Here is a 6,104-nt window from a genome sequence, read left to right on the forward strand (position 1 = left end):
GGGGCGTCTCGTGAGCGCCGCCGGTCGGCGCGAATCGCCCCGACCCCGCTCGGGTGGTGGGATAATGGTTGAGCGCGAGATTTACTGGCCGGACGTCGTCGTCGGACTGGGAGCCCTCCTGATCGGCGTGGCGCTCGTCGGCGGACTCGTCTACGCCGCAGCCACGACGTCGGTGACCCGCGAGGACTACGAAGCGTACGCCCGGCAGTGCGCGGACCTCTCGGAGGAGTCGCGACTGGTCGATACGGGACTGGGGATGGAGACGGTCCCGCTGAACGAGAGCGACGTTCGAGCCTGTGAGAACACCACCCTCGGAGAGTACCGGAGCGCGCGACTGCAGTCGATGCGGTCGACGCCGCTGAACGCGGTACAGCGGGGCTGGATCGGTGGCACCGGAGTCCTGATCGCGGCGGTCGGCGGGCACCTCCTCCGGCGACAGGCCACCGGCCATCGATCGGGGTGAGTCGCCGCACGGAGCGGCTCTCGGGTCGATTACCGGTCCCGATCGAACCCCGCCGCGAACGTCGCCTCGTCGACGGATAGCACCGTCGGCCGCCCGTGCGGGCAGGCGTACGGGCGGTCACACTCGCCGAGTCGGTCGAGGAGCGAGCGCTGTTCGTCTCGGCTCAACGACCCGATCTCCCCGCGCTTCAGCGACGGATGGCACGCCAAGTCGGCGAGCAGCGCCTCCCGTGCGTCCCGCGGCGACTCGCCGCTCGCGAGCGTCGCGAGCGTGTCGCGGAACGCGTCCGCGTCGGCGGTGCGACCGAACGGCGCCGGGACGGACCTGAGCCTGACCGTCCCGCCGCCGAACGGCTCCGTCTCGAAGCCGACCGCGGCGAGCGCTCGGCGGCCGCCTCCGCGGCCGCGGCCTCCACCTTCGGCCCGCCGGGGTGGTCCCAGCCGACGTGGCGCGTGAACTTGTCGATCGCGTTGCCGACGCCGGCGTCCATCGTCTCGCCGAGCACGCGATAGCGACCGTCGTGGTAGCCGAGCAGGTGCGCGTTCGCGCCGGAGGCGTTCAGACACACCGGGTTCTCGAAGCCGGACTGGTGGCGGCCGATCTCCAGGTGCGCCACCATGTGGTTGACGCCGACGAGGGGGACGTCGAGCACCCCGGCGAGCGCACGCGCGGCCGTGGCGACGGTCCGGAGACAGGGGCCGAGCCCCGGTCCCTTCGAGAAGGCGACCGCGTCGATCGCATCCGGGCCGTGCTCGGTCTCGGCCGCCGTCAGGACCGCGTCGACGACCTCTGGGATCGCCTCGGACATGTGTTCGGCGGCCTCGCGCGGATGAATCCCGCCGCTATCCGGTTCGTACGGGTTCGATTCGATGAGAACGGAGTCGGTCTCGGCGTCGTACAGCGCGGCGCTCGCACACCACGCGGTCCCCTCAATACCGAGAACGCGCATCCGGCGCGCCGTCAGGCCTCTTCGGCGTCCGCGTCGGCCTCGTCGCCGATCTTGTTGCGCTCGAGCATGTGCTCCTGTTCGACGTCGAGCGCGTCCTCGGCGGTGTCGTACACCTTCGCGTAGCCGACCGTCTTGCGCATGCCGAACTTCGTGTTCAGCTCGTGGACGACGACCTCCTCGGAGGCCTTGTCAAGCTTGGCCGCGAGCGAGTCGCGGACCGAGAGCCGGGAGGGCGTCGCCTCCTCGTGAGTCGTCTCGAATCGAATGTCCGTGCGGTGCAACATCGGGTTCTCCTCTTCGGAGATGATATCGACGTCCATGGTTCAGTTAAGCGTATATCCCCTCGAAAGCTGTAAAAGGATTTCGAAGCGGGGGTGAGGGCGGAGTCGCTCCCCTCACGCCCGCGATCTGGGATCGTCACTCTCGATCACCGCGCCGACGACGCGCCCCGGGCCGACGGTCGGGGAGGCGGCCCGAGCGACCGCCGGAGACACGGTTTAGTCCGATTAGCACCAACCGTCGGTCGGATGTCCGACGACACGGAACCGTTCGTCGAGCCGACAGAGCGCACCCGATACGACCTCCTCCGGTCGAAACACGTCATCGTGCCGCTGTCCGTCCGGACCAAGCTCCGGGTGTGCGGTCTCCTCGCGCTGTTGGCGGCGCTCGTCGGGCCGGTCACGGCGGCGCTCCCGGTGGCGGTCAGGGAGACGTACTTCGCGGGGAACCCGACGATGACCCGCCTCGGGGCCGTCGCGGCCGTGCTCGTCGGCGTCGTCGGTCTGGCGGCCGCGAGCGTCGGACTCACCGTCGTCGCCCTGTACGTCGACCGCCATCCCGACCCGAGCGAGGACCGGACGTGGACGCTCATCGCGGTCGAGGACGCGGCATCCGGGTTCGGCTTCGTCACCGGAACGCTGGGCGTCGTCTCCGGCGGCGCGATCCTCGCGAGCGGCCTGTGGGGCACCGCCGCGGTCCGGCGGCTGACGGATCTCGGGATCGAGCCGTACCTCGTCTACGAGCCGTTCCCCGCCACGCCGCGGCTCACCGCGGCCGCCGGGCTCGTCGTCGGTCTCGGAGCGCTGGCGTCGAGTGCCTACGTCGACCCGCCGTGAGCGCGGTCGCGATCAGAACCGAACGGGGCCGTCGTCGGCCGGTTACCGGTCGCGGTCGGGCGCGATCCCCAGCGCCTCGTAGGCCGCCTCGACGTCGCCGTCGAGCCCCTCGAACAGCGCTCGCGCCTCCGCGCGGGACTCGGGCGTGACCGCGACCCGGACCATTCCCTCGCCGGGCTGACCGTAGACGACGCTCGCGCCGTCGGGCGCCGCGAGGATCGCCGGGAGCGCGGCCAGGTCCTCTTCGCCCGTCACCTCGACGATGACCGGCTCGCCCGCATCGAGCGCGTCGCGTAGCGCCGAGAGCAGCGCCGCCGACAGCGACGCGGCGGGGTTCTCGACGCGAACGCGGCGGTCCTCGGCGGCCGCGAGCGCCGACTCGATCTCCGCGCGGACCGCCTCCCGTTCGGTCTTCCCGTCGATCAGCGCGACGTCGGGGACGCGGCCCGCCTCGCGGAGGTGGTACGTGACCACGTCGCCGACGGCGACGATGGGGGCGTCGGGGGCGCCCGAGCCCGCGGCGCCCCCGTCTCCGTACTCGGCCGTCGTCTCCGCCGCCCCCGCGAGCAGCTCCTCGGCGTCAGTCGTCACCGGGCCGAGCGGCTCTTTGAACGCGTCGCGCATGGAGTCTGGAAGGGTGAGCATGAGTCGGGGCGCGTGACTCTCGGTCTTTGCCGCTCCGGCGTCGCTACCGTACCTTCAGCGCGTACGAGCCGGCCTTCGTGACGTTCATCTCCTCGGCGATCTGACTCTCCTCGGGTTTCGTGATGATGACGTAGCCCGCCCAGTCCTCCGTCAGCGACGACGACCCGCAGTGCTCGCAGGTCTGCGAGTCGGGGTCGTTGACGTGGTGGCACTCACGGCAGGCGAGGCGGTCTTCGGCCATCAGTCGGCCTCCTCACCGGTCTGCTCGCGGTGAAGCCGCTTTCCCTCCAGCCACTCGTGTTTCCCGAGCCCCGGCTGCTTCGCGGTGAGCCCGATCTTCGAGTCGCGAGGGTTGCGCTCGTCGATGCTCTTTGTCACGACGCGGACCCGGACGGCGTCGTCCACGCCGAGGGTCTTGTCGGAGTCCGAGGAGGCGAGCTGCTGGTTCGCCCCGTCGAACGTGAGGTACTCGTCGGTGATCTGCGAGACGTGGAGCAGGCCGTCTACCGGCCCGATCCCGACGAAGGCGCCGAACTCGACGGTCTCGACGACCGTCCCGTCGGCGACCTCCTGCATGTCGGGGTCGTACGTCAGCGCGTCGAACTCGGCCTCGTAGTAGACGCCGGGGCGGTTGTGTAACACCGCCCCCTCGCCGATGTCGTGGACGTCGATGACGCTCACGACGCTGCCGACGTCCTCGTCCATTCGTCCTTCCAGTTTGTCTTGGAGCAGGGCTTTGACCCGCTCGTCGGTGACGTCCGCCAGGTGTTTCGGCGGCACCTCGACCGTATCCTTGAGTCGAACTCGTTTGTACATGTTCTTGGTTGTCCGCGTCCGCTAGGGTTCCGTTATCGCCAGTGCGTTCCGACCCCTTAAACCGATTACTGGTGCGCCCGCCTCCAGCACCCGGTTCGCCAGCGGTCGATCGTTAGTGACGACGCCGTCGACCCGGCCCTCGGTGACCAGTTCGACCAGCGCGTCGTCGGCGTACGATTCGTCCGTCGCCACCGTCTCGGCCCGCGCCGCGAGGTCCGCGCCCACGCTCGCCGCGGTCGCTTCCTCGCCGTTTCCACCCTGCAGCCTGTCGAGCTCCGACACGACCGCCGCCGGGACGACCGCCTCGTACGCGCCGAGGAGCCGGTCGAGCTCCTCGAACAGCCGCAGGTTCGCCTCGACCGGCGCCATCAGCGCGCTCGCGTCAAGCGCGACGACCGGGGCGTCGTCGGGGCCGTCGTCCGCGAGGACCGCGGTCGGAGTGTCGCCCGTGCGAGCCGAGTCCGAACCGTCCGCGCGGGCGTCGTCCGTCACGCTACGAGAGCGTCCCGACGCCGATGAGCCGCCAGCGCGCGCCGACGCGCCGGTTGATCGCGATCTGCGCGCCCTCCTCGGCGCAGACGGGCCGCTTGAGGCTCACCTCGCACTCGCCGTCGCGCGCGCTGGTCACCGCGCCGACCGTCGTCGCGGTGCCGACCGTGAGCATCAGGGGCTCGCCGGTGCTGATCTCCTCGATGTCGCTCTCGCCGCTCTCGTCGTCCTCCTTGCCGACGACGCGGTCGAGGAGGTCGACCTGCATCTCGAACTCGTTGCGCGTCGGCGGGAGCGTCCCGGGCTCGCCGGCGACCTGCCCCGCGAGCGCGTCGCCCTTCGTCAGGCTCGGGTCGAGCCCGGTGCCGACGCCGAGCAGCCCGCCCGGCCGGGCCGACTCCACGTCGTTGCTGCCGGCCTGCAGCGAGCGGACGGTCGTTTCGAGCGGCCGCCACTCCGTCTGGCCCTCCTCTTCGACCTCGCGACCCGGACGGATCTCCAGCCCGTCGCCGACCGACAGCTCGCCGCTGACGAGCGAGCCGCCGACGACGCCGCCCTTGAGGTCCGCCGCGGTCGCGCCCGGCCGGTTGATGTCGAACGATCGCGCCGCGTACATCCGGGCGTTCTCGCCGGGGTCGCGGTCGGGGGTCGGGATCTCCGTCTCGATCGCGTCGATGAGCAGGTCCAGGTTGACCTCCTGTTGGGCCGAGACGGGGACGATCGGCGCGTCCTCCGCGACCGTGCCCTCGACGAACTCTTGGATCTGCCGGTAGTTGTCGACCGCGCGGTCGCGGTCGACCAAGTCGACCTTGTTCTGTGCGATGACGACGTTCTCGATCCCGATGAGGTCGAGCGCCATCAGGTGCTCCTCCGTCTGCGCCTGCGGGACGTCTTCGGTCGCGCTGACGACCAGCACGGCGCCGTCCATGATCGAGGCGCCCGAGAGCATCGTCGCCATCAGCGTCTCGTGACCCGGGGCGTCGACGAACGAGACCGTCCGGATCGGCTCGCTCTCGGAGCCGTCCTCGCACTCCTCGTCGACGGTGTAACACTCGGGCGCGTCGACGCCGGGACAGCGCCGGAACGCCGCGTCCGCGTACCCCAGCCGGATCGAGATACCGCGTTTCATTTCCTCGCTGTGCTGGTCGGTCCACGAGCCGGACAACGCCTGCACGAGCGTCGTCTTCCCGTGGTCGACGTGACCGACGAGACCGATGTTCACCTCCGGTTGTGTGTTGGCTTCAGTCACTGTTGGACCTCCTAACGGAGTAGTCTTACCGGAAATTCGCCCCGTGCGAGTGATAAAGTTGCTGTTATAGTGGCGATAGGGGCGTCGCCCGGCACGCCCGAGAGCGACGACGCGAGACGGACGCCCGAGAGCGACGGCGACGATCAGTTATAAATGAGCGTGCGATGCGGTGGCGCGTGCCGGTGAGCGGCCACGGGCCGCGAACCGCACGCGCGACGAGGCTGGGGAGGTGTGAGGTGCGGTCGCTGTGGGGGTGGGACTCAAAGGGGCGGCCGCGAGGACGAAGGCGCGGGAAGCAAGGACCGCAGGGAGCGAGCACCGCGAGCGACTGAGGACCGCAGCGACCGCACCGAGTCCTCGCGGCCGGGGCTTTGGAGG

The 6,104-nt window shown here is 70.3% G+C and carries 10 protein-coding genes; 2 read left to right on the top strand and 8 right to left on the bottom strand.

What is annotated here, in order from left to right:
• Positions 1 to 64 precede the first annotated feature (64 nt).
• The gene (locus DJ74_RS13655) at positions 65 to 463 is read left to right on the top strand and encodes a hypothetical protein (RefSeq protein WP_094525871.1); all 399 of its coding nucleotides are present in this window, start codon (positions 65 to 67) and stop codon (positions 461 to 463) included.
• A gap of 29 nt (positions 464 to 492) precedes the next feature.
• On the opposite strand, the gene DJ74_RS20050 is transcribed toward DJ74_RS13655, so the two are convergent.
• Genes DJ74_RS20050 through DJ74_RS13670 form a run of 3 tightly spaced genes read right to left on the bottom strand, consistent with a single transcriptional unit; the run spans position 493 to position 1,732 of the window.
• Positions 493 to 630 (bottom strand): hypothetical protein, encoded by a 138-nt coding sequence (locus tag DJ74_RS20050; RefSeq protein ID WP_394338316.1) that lies wholly within the window; start codon positions 628 to 630, stop codon positions 493 to 495.
• Between the two features lie 20 nt (positions 631 to 650).
• Positions 651 to 1,412 carry a hypothetical protein gene (locus tag DJ74_RS19910; RefSeq protein WP_394338317.1) on the bottom strand — a complete coding sequence of 254 codons (762 nt, stop codon included), beginning with the start codon at positions 1,410 to 1,412 and terminating at the stop codon, positions 651 to 653.
• An 11-nt stretch (positions 1,413 to 1,423) separates the two neighbouring features.
• Positions 1,424 to 1,732 (bottom strand): 30S ribosomal protein S24e, encoded by a 309-nt coding sequence (locus tag DJ74_RS13670; RefSeq protein WP_094524103.1) that lies wholly within the window; start codon positions 1,730 to 1,732, stop codon positions 1,424 to 1,426.
• A gap of 207 nt (positions 1,733 to 1,939) precedes the next feature.
• Between DJ74_RS13670 and DJ74_RS13675 the strand changes: the two genes are divergently transcribed.
• Entirely contained in the window at positions 1,940 to 2,527 is a 588-nt protein-coding gene (locus DJ74_RS13675) for a hypothetical protein (protein ID WP_094524104.1), read from the top strand.
• Positions 2,528 to 2,569: 42 nt separating this feature from the next.
• Here the strand turns inward: DJ74_RS13675 and DJ74_RS13680 are convergent, their stop codons facing one another.
• The 5 genes from DJ74_RS13680 to DJ74_RS13700 are packed head-to-tail and all read right to left on the bottom strand — an operon-like array spanning position 2,570 to position 5,726.
• A complete protein-coding gene (locus DJ74_RS13680; protein WP_094527597.1) occupies positions 2,570 to 3,172 on the bottom strand; it encodes a GTP-dependent dephospho-CoA kinase family protein in 603 nt (200 codons plus the stop codon).
• 43 nt (positions 3,173 to 3,215) lie between these two features.
• The gene (gene spt4, locus DJ74_RS13685) at positions 3,216 to 3,413 is read right to left on the bottom strand and encodes a transcription elongation factor subunit Spt4 (RefSeq protein WP_008001262.1); all 198 of its coding nucleotides are present in this window, start codon (positions 3,411 to 3,413) and stop codon (positions 3,216 to 3,218) included.
• Entirely contained in the window at positions 3,413 to 3,988 is a 576-nt protein-coding gene (locus tag DJ74_RS13690; protein ID WP_094524106.1) for a DNA-directed RNA polymerase, read from the bottom strand. The genes spt4 and DJ74_RS13690 overlap by 1 nt, the downstream gene beginning before the upstream one ends.
• A gap of 21 nt (positions 3,989 to 4,009) precedes the next feature.
• The gene (locus tag DJ74_RS13695) at positions 4,010 to 4,480 is read right to left on the bottom strand and encodes a PIN domain-containing protein (RefSeq protein WP_094524107.1); all 471 of its coding nucleotides are present in this window, start codon (positions 4,478 to 4,480) and stop codon (positions 4,010 to 4,012) included.
• A 1-nt stretch (position 4,481) separates the two neighbouring features.
• On the bottom strand, positions 4,482 to 5,726 hold the full coding sequence (locus tag DJ74_RS13700) for a translation initiation factor IF-2 subunit gamma (RefSeq protein WP_094527598.1): 1,245 nt from the start codon (positions 5,724 to 5,726) through the stop codon (positions 4,482 to 4,484).
• Positions 5,727 to 6,104: the final 378 nt, after the last annotated feature.

This window comes from Halorubrum sp. Ea8, assembly GCF_002252925.1.
Classification (GTDB): Archaea; Halobacteriota; Halobacteria; order Halobacteriales; family Haloferacaceae; genus Halorubrum.

Coding starts and splice junctions, on each gene's coding strand:
- DJ74_RS13655 (WP_094525871.1), top strand. CDS start 65: ATGGTTGAGCGCGAGATTTACTGGCCGGACGTCGTCGTCGGACTGGGA.
- DJ74_RS19910 (WP_394338317.1), bottom strand. CDS start 1,412: ATGCGCGTTCTCGGTATTGAGGGGACCGCGTGGTGTGCGAGCGCCGCG.
- DJ74_RS13670 (WP_094524103.1), bottom strand. CDS start 1,732: ATGGACGTCGATATCATCTCCGAAGAGGAGAACCCGATGTTGCACCGC.
- DJ74_RS13675 (WP_094524104.1), top strand. CDS start 1,940: ATGTCCGACGACACGGAACCGTTCGTCGAGCCGACAGAGCGCACCCGA.
- DJ74_RS13680 (WP_094527597.1), bottom strand. CDS start 3,172: ATGCTCACCCTTCCAGACTCCATGCGCGACGCGTTCAAAGAGCCGCTC.
- spt4 (WP_008001262.1), bottom strand. CDS start 3,413: ATGGCCGAAGACCGCCTCGCCTGCCGTGAGTGCCACCACGTCAACGAC.
- DJ74_RS13690 (WP_094524106.1), bottom strand. CDS start 3,988: ATGTACAAACGAGTTCGACTCAAGGATACGGTCGAGGTGCCGCCGAAA.